This window comes from Variovorax sp. 10N420 (genome assembly GCF_056394705.1).
In genome coordinates this window covers 158,024-171,302 of the sequence record NZ_JBFTIJ010000007.1, presented here as the reverse complement: position 1 = coordinate 171,302, position 13,279 = coordinate 158,024, and the positions used below count along the sequence as shown (strand labels likewise).

The following is a 13,279-nucleotide window of genomic DNA, read 5'->3' as shown; positions in this document are numbered from 1 at the left end:
AAAGAGGCTTCGGCCTCTTTTTTTTGTCTTCAATTCGACGCGCTCGATGCTCCGAGCCGCCGCTGCGGCAGCCGCACTGGCACATACGCCAGCCGCCGATCTCGCATCACCAGCAGCGCCACAGTGCGTCCCGGCGGCAGACCCGACACGCTCCGTCGAAACTCATCGACACGATCGACCCTGGCGTCATTCACCGCCACAATGAGATCGCCCGCCCGAATGCCTTCGCTGCGCGCCGCGCCCGTGGCTTCCTTCACCATCAAGCCGCCGTCGCTGCCCAGTTGCGTGCGCTGCGCGCTCGACAATTCACCCAGGCTCAGGCCGAGGCCATCGTTCCATTCAGGTGTGAACTCGGCCCGGAGAAAGCTCCTTTGTGCCGGCTCTTCGGTGAGCGTGACCAGAAAAGTGCGCTTCGTGCCTTTGCGCCACACTTCCAGGCGCGCGCGGCTGCCGGGCGGCCGATCGCCAATCTGGCGCAGCAGCTCGGTGAAGTGCGCGATCGGCGCGCCGTCGAGCGTGGTGACCACGTCGCCGCGCACCAGCCCTGCGCCCTGCGCCGGACCGCCGGCATCGACGCGAACCACCAGCGCGCCGCCCGTCGCATCCGGCAACGCGAAAGACTGAGCGAGCGCGGGCGTCATCTCCTGGAAGTCGGCACCGATTCGAGCCCGCCTCACGCGGCCTGAAGCCTTCAACTGTGCCGCGATCTTGACCGCGAGGTTGATCGGAACCGCAAACGACAGGCCCATATAACCGCCGCTGCCGCTGTAGATCATCGAATTGATGGCGACGACTTCGCCGCGGTTGTTGAACAGCGGGCTGCCTGAACTGCCCGGATTGATTGCTACGTCGGTCTGGATGAAGGGTGTCTCCCCTGCGCCGCCAATGTAGCGGTCGACGGCGCTCACCACGCCGGCGGTGACGCTGCCATGAAAGCCAAAAGGCGCCCCGATGGCGGCGACCCAGTCCCCCGGGGCGAGTTTCGACGAGTCTCCGAGGATGGCGGTCGGAAGTCCGCTCGCGTCGATCTTCATCAGCGCGATGTCGGTACGTTTGTCGACGCCCAGCACCCTCGCCGGGAAGCGGCGGCCGTCGTCCAGCCGCACTTGCGCTTCGTCGATGGCGGAGACCACGTGGGCGCTGGTCAGGATCAGGCCGTCGCTCGTGAGAACAATCCCGGAGGCCAGGTCGCGGGTCTGGCTGACCCGCACGCTTGCGGACAGCGGCCAAGCCAGCCTGTCGCCGAAGTCGGTCTCCGGCGCCATGTCCAGGTCGACGCTGTCCGTCGTTTCCTCGCGTCCGATCCTCAGCGTCCTGATGTCCACCACGCTGGCGCTGCGGCTCGCCACGAGCGAAGAAAAAGAGGTCGCCTCATGCGGCGGCGCTCCAGGCGCGACCGCGCATGCGCTCATGAGGCAAGCAATCATCAACGCGAAGGTCAACGCGACCATTACCCGAGACGGCCGCCCCGTCTGCGCGACGGAAGCGCCGCCGTTCCACAACCGCAGGATCGAAAGATCGCACATGGCGATCTTTCAGATCAAAGAAGCGCGAGGCTGGTTCCTGCGCCTCAGGCGTTCTGCAGGTTGTCGCGCGTCCCATTGCCGCAAGCGCTGGGCGGACTAAGCGGAGAAGCGCATGACGCCATCGTCCACTGCGCCGTAGCGCAGCGTGAAGAAGTCGGAGAGATAGTTCTGGTTGAGCTTCCAAGGCCTTTTCTCACCTTGGCGAGGCATCTGTTGCATGGCGCGCTGAAAGTAGCCGGACGAAAAGTCGACCCACGGCTGCAAGGGCATGGCCGGATCGTCCGTCATCGCGACGCACTGCCGTGCACCTGTCTGCTGCATGTGATTGAGCAAGCGACAGACGAAGGTGGCGGCCAAGTCCGCCTTCAGCGTCCATGATGCATTGGTGTAGCCGAAGATCGACGCGAAGTTCGGAACGCCCGCAAACATGATGCCCTTGTAGTTCACCAATTCCGCCGGCTCCAGCTTGCGGCCATCGACGAAAAGCTCGGCGCCGCCGACCACCTTGAGCTTGAGTCCGGTGGCTGTCACCACGAGGTCGGCCGGCAATTCCGCGCCGCTCGCGAGCTTCAGGCCTGATTCGGTGAAGGATTCGATGCGGTCGGTGACCACGCTCGCACGCTGTGCACGAATGGCCTTGAAGAGGTCGCCGTCGGGCACCAGGCACAGCCGCTGTTCCCACGGGTTGTAGCGGGGCGTGAAGTGGGTCTCGACGTCGAAGCCCGGACCCAACTGACGGCGGACTTGCTTGATCAGCGCGGACTTCGCAAACTGCGGCTTGTGCCGGCACACCCTGAAAAGTACGAGCGCGAGCAGCATGTTCTTCCAGCGCGAAAGCGCGTGCGCGCGTGACGCGCCCATGTTCCGCTGGAGCCAACCGGCGACGCGATCGACCGAGGGCCGCGAGGCCACATAGCTGGGCGAGCGCTGAAGCATCGTCACGTGCGCCGCCTGTCGCGCGAGTTCGGGCACCATGGTCACCGCGGTCGCGCCGCTGCCGATCACGACCACGCGCTTGCCGATGTACTCGATGTCATCGGTCCACTGCTGGGGATGCACCACGCGCCCGGCAAATCGCTCGCGGCCCGGAAAGTCCGGTGTGTAACCTTCCGCATAGTCGTAGTAGCCGCTGCACATCAGCAGGAAGGCGCAGCGCAATGAAACCGGCTCGCCGTCGTCGCGTGTGGCCTCTATGGTCCACTGCGCCGCCTCGGACGACCAACTGGCGTTTCGCACGCGATGGCCGTAGCGGATCAGCCGATCGACACCTTCTTCATGCGCCGTGTCGCGCAGGTACTGGAGGATGGCCGATCCGTCGGCGATGGCCTTGTCGTGCGTCCAGGGGCGAAACGAATAGCCCAGCGTGTACATGTCGGAATCCGAACGCACGCCCGGATAGCGAAAGAGATCCCACGTACCCCCGAGCGAGTGCCGTCCTTCCAGAATGGCGACGCTGCGGCCGGGGCACAGCCGCTGCAGGTGTGACGCAGCGCCGATGCCGGACAACCCGGCGCCGACGATCAGCACATCGACGAATTCATCGGCCATCGCTTGGCCGTCCGGCTCGAGCTTCAGGCTTTCGCTGGTGCTTCGCGGCGATTGGCGCCCAGCGCATACACGACCGGCTTTTCGTCAGCCAATTTTTGCGGTGCCGCACTTTCGCCGACCGGAACATGCGTGCTTCCGTACACCTCGCGCTCCAGTCGCTTGGCGCGGTCGGCGTACATGCGCGCGAGCGCGCCGTGATGCTCGGCAGCGGCCTGGTGCTCGATGCGCGCCAGGTTTGCCTCCTCGAGCAAGGTCATGATGCGTCTCAGATGGCCGTTCCGGTTGTGCTGAAAAATGCTGAACATCGGATTCCTCCAGTCAGGCAGCGAAGAGGAGGCATTTTTAACTTCAATCGGCCCCGGCGTGTGCGTCGCGGCACCCAACCATTGAGCTAGTCCTACAGGCCGATGACCGCTTGCCTGACAAAGCGCTAGATTGATGGGCGTTGCCGGCCCATCCCCGTAGCGCGGCGACTGCCCGCCGTCCGTCCGCCTACATTTCGTCGATGGCGGTGCTTCGCGTCGCGCCCTGGGCTGCGAGCGCATACCGTTCGCGCGTCTTCACGTAGAAACTGGCGCCGAAGCGGCCGACCGGAAAGTAGTGCTGCAGGCGCACTCGCCATGCTTCGGTGTCGATCAGTTCGTCGCGCGCGTGCATCCAGCGCACCTGGCCGATGAAGATCTGGCGGCTGTCGGTTTCCAGCGTTTCCCACAGCGTGCATTCGAAGGCGACCGGCGCCTCGGCAATGCGCGGCGGCTTCACGGCGTTGCTCGGCAGGGCGGTGAAGCCGACGATGTCGAGTTCGCTCACGTGCGGCGGATGACGGTCGCCGCAACGGTGCATCTGTTCGGCGATGTCCTCGTCGGCCAGATGGATGACGAACTCACCCGTGCGCACGATGTTGGCGGCAGTGTCTTTCAAGACGCCGTCCTGCAGCCGGTTCACACTGATCATCACGATCGGTGGTTCCTCGCCCAGCATGTTGAACATGCTGAAGGGCGCCGCGTTGACCACGCCGAGGGCCCCGATCGTGGTGACCAGCGCGATCGGCCGTGGCACGATGAGGCTCGCCATGAGCTTGTAGCGTTGGTATTGCGTCAGTGTCGCGAAGTCGATGTTCATGGTGCTCTCATGGCGCGCTCGCACTGCGGTGACCGTGCGGTCACAGGACGTTACGGCAAGCCGCGGCGCAGTGGTTTCCAATGGACAGGGAAAGGAAGATTGAAACATGCCCGATCGGGACCCAGCAGAATTCAGGCCAGCTCGCGAAACCTCGATGTGGATCCCCGCGCTCGTGATCATTGCGATCCTCGCGGGTGCTTTCGCCTGGTGGCGTTGGTCCATGCAAAAAGAAGCGCCGCCTGAAGCGCCGCCAGTATCAACAGCGCCTCAGCCGCAACCGGCACCGCCCGACAACCCCGCGCCCGTGGCGACCGGGCCGCAGAACCTCGTCGAGCCCCTGGCTGAGCCCGACAAGACGCTCCCGCCACTGAACGACGCCGACGCGCGCGTCAACGGTGCCTTGAACGACTTGCTCGGCAAGAAGGGCGTCACTTCGTTCGTGCAGACGGACGGCTTCGTCCGGCGCGTGGTTGCGACGGTGGACAACTTGCCGCGCGCGCAGGCATCTTCGCGCCTGTGGCCGGTGCACCCGACGCCGCAGCGCTTCGAGACGCAGGGCGCCGGCGAGATCAAGACCATCGGCGTCGACAACGGCAATCGCTACACACCCTTCGTGCTGTTCGTGGAGTCGGTCAACACGGCCAACGCCGCCGCGCTGTATGCCAAGCTGTATCCGCTGTTTCAGCAGGCGTACGAAGAGCTGGGTTATCCGGGGCGCTATTTCAATGACCGGCTGGTTGCCGTGCTGGATCATCTCCTGAAGACCCCGGAACCTGCCGGGCCGGTTCAGGTCAGGCTGACCGAAGTGAAAGGCGAGCTGAAAGACGAAATGAAGAGCGACGCGGCCTCGAACACCCCATGGCTACGCTATGAATTCGCCGATCCGCAACTTGAAGCTTTGTCTGCCGGGCAGAAGATCCTGATTCGCATGGGCCCGGTGAACGAGCGGCGGATGAAGACCAAGCTCGCCGAGTTTCGCGGGCTGGTTGCGACCGGCGCCGTCGCCAAGAAATAGCAAGTAGGGCAAGCAGGGCAAGTAGCGGGCGCTCTACGCTCTGTTCAGCGGCAGACGGTGGTCGTACCCACCGGCTGGCAGGTTCGTCCGTCGATGCTTCGGTAGCGGTCGAGTTGACCCGAGTGCGTGAAGTGATTGCCTTGGGTGTCTTCGCAGGTTCGCGAGCCGCAGGAGCGAATGCGCGGCCGCATGTCGCGTGGCCGGGGCGGACGAGAGACGCCCGGGGCGGCATACATCGACCCGTCGTCGATCACGATGCTATCGACGCCCCGATCGCTCCAGCGTGAGTTGTCGGGCACCGCGCCGCCGGCGTTGCCGTCGCGGCGGCCGTCAATGATGATGGGGGCCGAAGGCGCAGGCGGCGGTGCTGCCGCAACATCCGTGGATTCGACGTTCGCCGCGGGGCGAGGTTTGTCGGCGCCGCGCACGACGCTGATGGGCTCTACCGTCGACACGCGTGCCACCTTCTTGGCGCCCGTCGGACATGCCGCGTCGGTGTAGCTCACGTTGCCGGCGGCGTCGGCGCAGCGGATCACGTCCGCGCCGGCCATCGGAGCGGCGGCGAGCAAAACCGCGAGAAGTGCGAGCTTGCGCATGGTCGACATATTGTGTGCTTTTCGCAGAGCAGCAGCGCGCGTGCTGCAACAAAAGTACGCACTGGAGGCGCGGCCTTCAGCTCTTTTTGACGCGCTTGACATGCTTCGACGCAGCGGCGCACGATGCTTCGCAGCCGCAAGAACCAACCAAGGAATCCCGTTGGAAAACGCAATGACATCGAAACTGCAAGTACGCGCCGCCCTGTCGGCCGCGTGCATGGCCCTGGCGCTCGCGTGCGTACCCGCCAAGGCGGCCGACATTCCGGTCGTGACCGGCGAGCAATGGACCACGTCGGCCCCGGCCGTGAAGAAGGCGTATCTGGTCGGTCTGGCCAATATCGTGCAGGTCGACGCGGCCTACTCTTCGAGGAACCCGCCGCCGGACGCGCAGAGCTTCATTCCGCGGCTGGCGAAGGGAATGCAAGGACAGACGCTCGACAGCGTGAGTTCGAGCATCGATAAGTGGTACGCCGCCAACCCGGACAAGCTCAAGCGGCCGGTGTTGGACATCATCTGGTTCGAAATGGCCGTTCCCGGTCTGCAAAAGAACAAGTGAAAGGAAACGGATCATGAAACGACTCCACTGGATGGCGGCGGCAGCACTGGCCGGGTCAGTGTTCGCCGTCGGCTGCACCAACATGAGCCCGCAGCAGCAAGGGACGGTGAGCGGCGCCGCGATGGGCGCGGCAGCCGGCGCGGGGATCGCCGCGATCTCCGGAGGCGATGCCTGGACAGGCGCGGCCATCGGCGGCGTTGCGGGTGGCATCGCCGGCAACATCCATGGCGGGCGGCAGCAGCAACGCTGGTAGCCGCCCCGAGAAAGTTTCCTACTTGACCAGTTCGTCCATCGGCACGCAACTGCAGAACAGATTGCGATCGCCGTAGACGTTGTCGACCCGGCCGATGGACGGCCAGTATTTCGCCGCTTTGAGCGCGACGAGCGGAAACGCCGCCAGTTCGCGCGAGTAAGGGCGCGTCCATTCGCTGGCGAGCAGGCTCGCGGCGGTATGCGGCGCGTTCTTGAGCGGGTTGTCGTCCTTCGGCCAGACGCCTTCCTCGACGCGGCGGATCTCGCCGCGAATGGCGATCATCGCGTCGATGAAGCGGTCGAGCTCAGCCAGCGGTTCGCTTTCGGTGGGTTCGACCATCAGCGTGCCGGGCACGGGAAAGCTCAAGGTCGGCGCGTGGAAGCCGTAGTCGATGAGCCTCTTGGCGACGTCTTCGGCCGTGACGCCGCTGGCGTCCTTCAGCGGGCGCAAGTCGAGGATGCACTCGTGCGCAACGTGGCCGTTGGCGCTTGCATAGAGCGTAGGGTAGTGCTCCTTCAGGCGCGCGCTGATGTAGTTGGCGCTGAGGATCGCGGTTTCAGTGGCAGCCTTGAGACCGGGCGCTCCCATCATGCGGCAGTACATCCAGCTGATCGGCAGCACGGCCGCGTTGCCGAGCGGTGCCGCCGACACGGCCCCGACGCCATGCGAGGCGATGCCGCCTGTCGCGTGACCGGGCAGATACGGAACAAGGTCCTCGACCACGCAGACCGGCCCGACACCCGGACCGCCGCCGCCGTGAGGGATGCAGAAGGTCTTATGCAGGTTCAGGTGGCTCACGTCGCCGCCGAATTCGCCTGGCGCAGCGACGCCCACGAGCGCATTCATGTTGGCGCCGTCCACGTATACGCGACCGCCGTGCGCATGGACGATCTCGCACAGCTCTTTCACGCGCGTCTCGAACACGCCGTGGGTGCTGGGGTAGGTGATCATCACGGCGGCCAGTTTGTCGCCGTGGGTGCCGCATGCGCGCTTGAGATCGTCGATGTCGACATTGCCTTCGGCATCGCAGGCCGTGACCACCACCTTCATCCCCGCCATGTGCGCACTGGCCGGATTGGTGCCATGCGCGGAAAACGGAATGAGGCACACGTCGCGATGGCTCTCGCCCCTTGCTTCATGAAAAGCCTTGATCGCAAGCAGCCCTGCGTATTCGCCTTGTGATCCGGCGTTGGGTTGAAGGCTGATGCCGGCGTAGCCGGTGGCTTCGCACAGCCATGCGCGCAATTGCTTGTCGAGCTGCGCGTAGCCCTGCAACTGCTCCGCCGGCGCGAAAGGATGGATGTTCGCGAATTCAGGCCAGGTGATCGGGATCATCTCGCTGGTCGCATTGAGCTTCATCGTGCAGCTTCCGAGCGGGATCATGCTGCGATCGAGCGCGAGATCCTTGTCGGCCAGGCTGCGGATGTAGCGCAGCATCGCGGTTTCGCTCTTGTGCGTGTTGAATACCGGATGCGTGAGAAAAGCGCTCGCGCGGCGCAAGTCGTCGGGGATGCGCGATGCGATCCGGCCGGCGAGTTCGTCGAAACGCGGCAGCGGCGTTCCGGCGGGCACGAACAGCGCCCAGAGCGTCTCGATGTCCGCGCGCGTCGTGGTCTCGTCCAGCGAAATGCCGACGTGGTTTTGCACGCGCAGACCGAGGTTGACGCTGGCGGCGTCCGCGCGTTCGACGACTTTCGCGGTGTCTTCGCCTGTCTTGACGGTGAGCGTGTCGAACGCCGTTGCGTTCACCAGCTCACGGCCCATCTGTTCGAGCCCCTGCGCGAGGATCGAGGTGAGCGACGACACGCGCTGCGCGATGCGGCGAATGCCCTCCGGCCCGTGATAGACCGCGTACATGCTGGCGATCACCGCCGGCAGCACCTGCGCGGTGCAAATGTTCGAGGTGGCTTTCTCGCGCCGGATGTGCTGCTCGCGGGTCTGCAGGGCGAGGCGGTAGGCCGGCTCGCCATGCGTGTCGACGCTGACGCCGACGAGGCGCCCGGGCAGCGAGCGCTTGAATTCGTCGCGGCATGCCAGGTAGGCCGCGTGAGGACCGCCGTTGCCCATCGGCATGCCGAAGCGCTGCGTGGTGCCGCAGACGATGTCGGCGTCCCATTCGCCCGGCGGCGTGAGCAGTGCGAGCGCGAGCAAGTCCGCCGCCACACAGAAGGCGGCATCGAACTGGTGCGCATGCCCGGCGAGTGGCCGCAGGTCGTGCACGTGGCCGGTGGTGGCCGGGTATTGCGCCAGCACGCCGAAGAATTCACAGCTCGCCATCAGGTGCGGCAGCGTCTCGGACACGGTGCTGACGCGGACTTCGATGCCGAGAGGCGCAGCACGTGTCTTGATGACTTCGATGGTCTGCGGATGACAGTCGCCGGACACCAGGAACACGTTGCTCTTGCTCTTGACGCTGCGGCGGGCAAGCGTCATCGCCTCTGCCGCGGCGGTCGCCTCGTCGAGCATCGAAGCATTGGCAATGGCCATGCCTGTGAGGTCGCACACCATGGTCTGGAAATTGACGAGCGCCTCCATCCGGCCCTGCGAGATCTCGGCCTGGTAGGGCGTGTAGGCGGTGTACCAGGCGGGGTTCTCCAGCACGTTGCGCAGGATGACGCCCGGCGTATGGGTGCCGTAGTAGCCTTGCCCGATGAAGCTTTTCGCCACCTTGTTCTTCGCGGCGATCGCCTTGAGTTCGGCCAGCGCCTCAGCCTCCGTGACCGGGGCAGGCAGGCGCATCGGCCGCGCGCGCCGGATGGCGGGCGGCACGATGCCGTCGATCAGTTCGGCCCGCGTGGCCGATCCGATGGCCGACAGCATTCGCGTCTCGTCGGCCGGTTCGATTCCGATATGGCGCGCGATGAATTCCTCGGCATTCTCGAGCTCGCTGAGCGGAGGAAAAAGGGGCAGGACGGGTGTCGACATGGGGTAGCTTGAGAAGGTTCTGGTTTCGGCAAGTTGTCAGGGACACCGCAGAACTGGCTTTGCCAGGCTGCTGGTGTCGCTCCCTTGCAGGGGGTGGGCGAGAGCGACACGCAGTGCGCGAAGCCTGGGGGTGCGCATTATTCCGCCGAGAATTTCTCGTACGCGGTGTCGTCGAGCAGGGCTTCGAGCTGTGTCACGTCGCTGACGCGCACCTTGAAGAACCAGCCAGCGTCCATCGGAGCGCTGTTGGCAAGCGACGGGTCGGCGCGCAGCGCTTCGTTGACTTCGGTGATCTCGCCGGAGACCGGCATGAAAACGTCCGCGGCAGCCTTGACCGACTCGACCACGCCCGCCACTTCGCCTTGCGCGAAGGACTTGCCGACCTCGGGCAGGTCGACGAAAACGACGTCGCCCAGCGCGTCCTGCGCGTGAACCGTGATGCCAACCGTGACAAGCGCCGCGTCGGCTTCCTGGCGAACCCACTCGTGATCCTTGGTGTACCTGGTGGTCATGAACTGAAGCTCCTTGAGATGAGAAAGTGGGCTGGAAAAAGCAAAGAAAAAAGGCAAAAAAGAGCGCCGCGTGCGGATCGGCCTCAGCCGCGGAAATAGCGCGCGGGAATGAAAGGCATCGTGCTCACTTCCATCAGGACCGGCTTGCCACGGACGATCGCCTGCATGCGCGTGCCGGGCTCTGAATAGGCCAGAGCGACGTACGCCATGGCGATCGGCCGGTCGACGGTGGGGCCGAGCAATCCGCTGGTCACCTGTCCGATCGCAACGCCTTCGAAGGATTCGAGCAGTGTGCCGTCGCGCACTGGCACTCGATCGATCGCGACCAGGCCGACGCGCTTGCGCTTGAGGGTGTGATGGTCGAGGTGGCCCGCCGTCCCGTCCGCAGCCGTGAGCTGTGCCAGCACCTTGGCCGCACCCGGAAATCCGCCTTCGCGGGCTCCGCCGGTGCGCCGGACCTTCTGCATGGCCCACACCAGCGAGGCTTCGACCGGCGTGGTCGTCTCGTCGATGTCGTTGCCATAGAGGCAGAGTCCGGCTTCCAGCCGCAGGGAGTTGCGCGCTCCCAGGCCGATGGGCTTGACCTCGGGTTGGGCGAGCAGCAGCCGGGCCAGGCGCTCGGCGTTCGCAGCGGCAACGGAGATTTCGAAACCGTCCTCGCCGGTATAGCCGCTGCGAGTGACGAAAGTCGGGATGCCGCCGATTTGCGCTGCGCCGCCGGTCATGAAGACAAACCGTTCGATACCCGGTGAAAGCCACGCCAGTGTTGCGGCAGCCTGCGGTCCTTGAAGGGCGAGCAGCGCGTGGTCCGGCATCGGCGAAACCTGGCAGCGGTGTCCGATTTTGACGGTGATATGCGCGATGTCCGCCTGCTTGCAGGCGCCGTTGACGATCACGAACAGCGAGTTGTGGCCCTCGTTGAAGAACATCAGGTCGTCGAGGATGCCGCCGTCTTCATTCAGCAGCAGCCCGTAGCGCTGCTTTCCAGGTGCGAGACCGATGACGTCGACTGGCATCAGGGTCTCGAACGCGGCCGCGGCCTCGGGGCCTGAAAGCCGCAACTGGCCCATGTGGGAAATGTCGAACAAACCCGCGGCATCGCGCGTGTGCTTGTGTTCGGCCATGAGGCCGGCCGGATACTGCACGGGCATCGAGTAGCCCGCGAAGGGCACCATGCGTGCGCCGAGTTCGACGTGCAGGTCATGAAGCGGAGTCTTCAGAAGGTCGGTCGATGCGGAGGCCAAGGCTCTCTCCAAAAGGGGCAGTCCAGATCCATGACCGAAGCCATGGGCCACCCCTGCTGTCCGCTTTACCTGAGAGATTCACCCCACGATCGGGGCTTGCTCCTTCGGTGGGCGAGGCCGTCGTGCGACGGGTCGCCTCTCTCCAGCAAGGAAACGCCCTGATGCGGGGCGCTTCGCCAGTCCTTTTGCCTGAGCGTTCGGGCCCGTGTTTTGGTGGGACCTGCGCCTTCGGCGGCCCCGGCGCAGCGGGGCTCTCTCCTGACTGCGCCAGTGTAAGGGATCGAAAGCTCGTTCAACGGCGATTTCAGTGCGATCGCCCAGCCGGGCAAGGCTTGTTCCGCCGCGCCTTCAGCCTCTGCGGCGCATCAAGTATTCGATCGATTCGAACAATGCCTCGCTGAGCAATGCCAGCACTGCGGCCGGCACTGCGCCAGCCAGCAGCAGTTCGCGATCGTTGAGCGCCAGCCCCGTCACGATGCGCTCGCCGAAACCTCCGGCGCCAATGAAGGCCGCGATCGTGGCGGTGCCGATGGCGATGGTCGTCGCCGTCCGCACGCCCGCAAGGATCGTGGGCAGTGCGAGCGGCAATTGCACCACTTGCAGCGTCTGCCCGGCGGTCATTCCCAAGGCGGTGCCGGCCTCGCGCAGCCCTGCCGAAACCTCGGCCAAGCCCGTGACTGTGTTTCGCATGATCGGCAACAGCGAATAAAGCGTGAGCGCGATCAGCGCCGGAACGAGGCCGATCGCGCCCACTGCGGAGATCAATATCGCCAGCAGCGCAAGCGAAGGAATCGTCTGCAGCAGCCCCGTGAGCCCGAGCACGAGCGCACGCGTTCGAAGGTGTGGAAACACGAGGATGCCCAATGGCACCGCGATCAGGATGCCCAGCCCCACCGAAACCGCGACCAGCAGCAGGTGCTGGCGCGTGAGCCGGCCGAGGTCCGGGCCGAAGAGCTTGGCGAGGAAACCGCGCGCCGCGGCATCCTTCGGGCGCGCGGCGCCGGCTGCCTGGGTCGTGTTGGCGTTGGCCGGCTGGGCGACGATCTTGCTTTGCGCGAGGAAGTCGCGCGCAATGACATCGAAGCCCACGCCCTGCAATTCGGCACGCGCATTCATCTCGATCATCGCGTGCTCGTCCACCCGGCCTTCCAGCTTCTGCATCGCCGCCCACGCCTGCGGCCAGCGCGTTGGCACGTCGAGGCGGTAGAGCACCACGGCGTCGTAGCGCGGAAAGTAATGGCGGTCGTCTTCGAGCACGCGCAGGCCGAGATGATCGATCTTGGCGTCGGTCGTGTAGATGTCGGTCACGTCGATCTGCTTCGCGGCGATCGCGTCGTAGGCCAGTCCGTGGTCGAGCCCGGTCGGCGTCTGCGTGAAGCCATAGCGAGCGGCCAGCCCTTGCCAGCCGTCGGCGCGTCCGAGGAATTCGTTCGACAGGCCGAGTTTCAGCTCAGGGTGGGCAGCGAGGTCGCCGAGCGTTCGCACGCCCAGCCGCTCGGCATCGGCCGCGCGCATGGCGAGCGCATAGCCGTCGTTGAAGCCGAATGGAATCGCAATGCCAAGTCCCAATGGACGAAGCGCCGCGTTCATGTCCTCCAGCGTCATGGGCTGGGCGCTCTTGAGGATTTCGAGGGCAATGGTGCCGGTGTATTCGGCATAGAGATCGATGCCGCCGGAGGTCAACGCTTCGTAGACGATGGCCGTATTGCCGAGTCCTTGCCGCACGACGGGCGCGGGTGTGGTGTGCGCTGCCGCCGTCTGCGCGAGCACCTGCGCGAGGATGTACGACTCGGTGAATCGCTTCGATCCGATGCGGAGTTCGCCGGCCCCTCCTTGCGCTTGCGACGGAAAGGCCGCGCCGAGGAGACCCAGGCAAGCCAAGGCGGTGAGCCAGATTCGGCGCAGAGAACGCATCGAGGCAGTGTATCGGCGACGCGGCCCCGATGAGGCCATTCGATGGACTGGTTCGTCTCCTACAGGCG

12 protein-coding genes and 2 riboswitches are annotated in these 13,279 nt (G+C 65.2%); of the genes, 3 read left to right on the top strand and 9 right to left on the bottom strand.

Annotated elements, in window-relative coordinates; all coding sequences use genetic code 11:
• Nucleotides 1–29: 29 nt before the first annotated feature.
• From AC1DEK_RS19550 to AC1DEK_RS19535, 4 genes are all read right to left on the bottom strand, one after another.
• Nucleotides 30–1,526, bottom strand: coding sequence for a trypsin-like peptidase domain-containing protein (locus AC1DEK_RS19550; RefSeq protein WP_478126927.1), 1,497 nt, complete (start codon nt 1,524–1,526; stop codon nt 30–32).
• A gap of 96 nt (nt 1,527–1,622) precedes the next feature.
• Nucleotides 1,623–3,074: a flavin-containing monooxygenase gene (locus AC1DEK_RS19545; protein ID WP_478126926.1), complete on the bottom strand. Its 1,452-nt coding sequence runs from the start codon at nt 3,072–3,074 to the stop codon at nt 1,623–1,625.
• Nucleotides 3,075–3,097: 23 nt separating this feature from the next.
• Entirely contained in the window at nt 3,098–3,379 is a 282-nt protein-coding gene (locus tag AC1DEK_RS19540; protein WP_478126925.1) for a hypothetical protein, read from the bottom strand.
• A gap of 187 nt (nt 3,380–3,566) precedes the next feature.
• On the bottom strand, nt 3,567–4,196 hold the full coding sequence (locus AC1DEK_RS19535) for a flavin reductase family protein (RefSeq protein WP_478126924.1): 630 nt from the start codon (nt 4,194–4,196) through the stop codon (nt 3,567–3,569).
• A gap of 106 nt (nt 4,197–4,302) precedes the next feature.
• Between AC1DEK_RS19535 and AC1DEK_RS19530 the strand changes: the two genes are divergently transcribed.
• Nucleotides 4,303–5,211 (top strand): DUF3014 domain-containing protein, encoded by a 909-nt coding sequence (locus AC1DEK_RS19530; RefSeq protein WP_478126923.1) that lies wholly within the window; start codon nt 4,303–4,305, stop codon nt 5,209–5,211.
• A 44-nt stretch (nt 5,212–5,255) separates the two neighbouring features.
• On the opposite strand, the gene AC1DEK_RS19525 is transcribed toward AC1DEK_RS19530, so the two are convergent.
• The gene (locus tag AC1DEK_RS19525; protein ID WP_478126922.1) at nt 5,256–5,816 is read right to left on the bottom strand and encodes a DUF4124 domain-containing protein; all 561 of its coding nucleotides are present in this window, start codon (nt 5,814–5,816) and stop codon (nt 5,256–5,258) included.
• 163 nt (nt 5,817–5,979) lie between these two features.
• Here AC1DEK_RS19525 and AC1DEK_RS19520 point away from each other — a divergent pair, with 163 nt between their 5' ends.
• Both AC1DEK_RS19520 and AC1DEK_RS19515 read left to right on the top strand, forming a co-directional pair.
• The gene (locus AC1DEK_RS19520) at nt 5,980–6,363 is read left to right on the top strand and encodes a hypothetical protein (RefSeq protein ID WP_478126921.1); all 384 of its coding nucleotides are present in this window, start codon (nt 5,980–5,982) and stop codon (nt 6,361–6,363) included.
• 13 nt (nt 6,364–6,376) lie between these two features.
• Nucleotides 6,377–6,616: a hypothetical protein gene (locus AC1DEK_RS19515; RefSeq protein ID WP_478126920.1), complete on the top strand. Its 240-nt coding sequence runs from the start codon at nt 6,377–6,379 to the stop codon at nt 6,614–6,616.
• An 18-nt stretch (nt 6,617–6,634) separates the two neighbouring features.
• Here AC1DEK_RS19515 and gcvP read toward each other — a convergent pair whose 3' ends face one another.
• The 4 genes from gcvP to AC1DEK_RS19495 form a co-directional block, all read right to left on the bottom strand.
• Nucleotides 6,635–9,541 (bottom strand): aminomethyl-transferring glycine dehydrogenase, encoded by a 2,907-nt coding sequence (gcvP, locus tag AC1DEK_RS19510; RefSeq protein WP_478126919.1) that lies wholly within the window; start codon nt 9,539–9,541, stop codon nt 6,635–6,637.
• Between the two features lie 137 nt (nt 9,542–9,678).
• Entirely contained in the window at nt 9,679–10,053 is a 375-nt protein-coding gene (gene gcvH / locus AC1DEK_RS19505) for a glycine cleavage system protein GcvH (RefSeq protein WP_478126918.1), read from the bottom strand.
• An 83-nt stretch (nt 10,054–10,136) separates the two neighbouring features.
• A complete protein-coding gene (gene gcvT, locus AC1DEK_RS19500) occupies nt 10,137–11,297 on the bottom strand; it encodes a glycine cleavage system aminomethyltransferase GcvT (protein WP_478126917.1) in 1,161 nt (386 codons plus the stop codon).
• A gap of 46 nt (nt 11,298–11,343) precedes the next feature.
• A riboswitch (glycine riboswitch) is annotated at nt 11,344–11,453 on the bottom strand.
• A gap of 15 nt (nt 11,454–11,468) precedes the next feature.
• Nucleotides 11,469–11,568: riboswitch (glycine riboswitch) on the bottom strand.
• 77 nt (nt 11,569–11,645) lie between these two features.
• Complete coding sequence (locus tag AC1DEK_RS19495; RefSeq protein WP_478126916.1) at nt 11,646–13,211, bottom strand: glycine betaine ABC transporter substrate-binding protein; 1,566 nt, start codon at nt 13,209–13,211, stop codon at nt 11,646–11,648.
• Between the last annotated feature and the right edge of the window lie 68 nt (nt 13,212–13,279).

Excerpts from the sequence above, each read along its gene's own strand:
- AC1DEK_RS19535 (WP_478126924.1), bottom strand. The coding sequence starts at position 4,196 with ATGAACATCGACTTCGCGACACTGACGCAATACCAACGCTACAAGCTC.
- AC1DEK_RS19550 (WP_478126927.1), bottom strand. The coding sequence starts at position 1,526 with ATGTGCGATCTTTCGATCCTGCGGTTGTGGAACGGCGGCGCTTCCGTC.
- AC1DEK_RS19540 (WP_478126925.1), bottom strand. The coding sequence starts at position 3,379 with ATGTTCAGCATTTTTCAGCACAACCGGAACGGCCATCTGAGACGCATC.
- AC1DEK_RS19515 (WP_478126920.1), top strand. The coding sequence starts at position 6,377 with ATGAAACGACTCCACTGGATGGCGGCGGCAGCACTGGCCGGGTCAGTG.
- AC1DEK_RS19520 (WP_478126921.1), top strand. The coding sequence starts at position 5,980 with ATGACATCGAAACTGCAAGTACGCGCCGCCCTGTCGGCCGCGTGCATG.
- gcvP (WP_478126919.1), bottom strand. The coding sequence starts at position 9,541 with ATGTCGACACCCGTCCTGCCCCTTTTTCCTCCGCTCAGCGAGCTCGAG.
- AC1DEK_RS19525 (WP_478126922.1), bottom strand. The coding sequence starts at position 5,816 with ATGTCGACCATGCGCAAGCTCGCACTTCTCGCGGTTTTGCTCGCCGCC.
- AC1DEK_RS19545 (WP_478126926.1), bottom strand. The coding sequence starts at position 3,074 with ATGGCCGATGAATTCGTCGATGTGCTGATCGTCGGCGCCGGGTTGTCC.
- AC1DEK_RS19530 (WP_478126923.1), top strand. The coding sequence starts at position 4,303 with ATGCCCGATCGGGACCCAGCAGAATTCAGGCCAGCTCGCGAAACCTCG.
- AC1DEK_RS19495 (WP_478126916.1), bottom strand. The coding sequence starts at position 13,211 with ATGCGTTCTCTGCGCCGAATCTGGCTCACCGCCTTGGCTTGCCTGGGT.
- gcvH (WP_478126918.1), bottom strand. The coding sequence starts at position 10,053 with ATGACCACCAGGTACACCAAGGATCACGAGTGGGTTCGCCAGGAAGCC.